General features: G+C 75.9%; 1 protein-coding gene. It reads left to right on the top strand.

Features of this window, described 5'->3' with window-relative positions; all coding sequences use genetic code 11:
- A partial coding sequence (locus FV223_RS31110; protein WP_187276309.1) for an acyltransferase occupies positions 1–552 on the top strand: 552 nt, incomplete at both ends.

The following is a 552-nucleotide window of genomic DNA, read 5'->3' as shown; positions in this document are numbered from 1 at the left end:
GGCGTGCTCCTGGCCTGGCTGCGGCCGCCGGCCTTCGACCCGCTCCGGTTCTGGCTGCGGCCGATCGTGCTCGAATTCGCCGCCGGCATCGGCCTCGCGCTGCTGTTCCGCCGCGGCGTCCGGCTCGGCGTCGCCGGCGGCGTCCTGCTCTGCGGCCTCGGGGTCGGCGTCTGGGCGTCGATCGACCTGTCCGGGTTCGACGCCTCGTCTGCGCCCGGGAATTACGGCTGGGCCCGCACCCTGATCTGGGGCGGCGGCGCGGTGCTGATCGTCGCCGGCCTCGTCCTCGGCGGGCACCGGTTCGACCAGGCGATCGCCCGGCGGATCGCGCGGATCGGCGACGCGTCCTACGCGCTCTACCTGCTGCACCCCTTCGTCTTCCTTGCCGCCAAGGCGGTCCTGCCGCGGCTGCCGCTGAGCGCCGGCCTGCTCTGGCCGCTGACGCTGCTCCTCGTCGCCGTGTCGATCGCCGCGACCGAGGCCTTCCATCGCAGCGTCGAGCGGCCGGTGCTGCGCTGGCTGCAGGGCCGGCCGCGCGACGCCGGCGCGGCG

Origin of the sequence: Methylobacterium sp. WL116 (genome assembly GCF_008039455.1) — a bacterium.
GTDB lineage: Bacteria > Pseudomonadota > Alphaproteobacteria > Rhizobiales > Beijerinckiaceae > Methylobacterium.
This window is presented reverse-complemented; position numbering and strand designations above follow the sequence as displayed.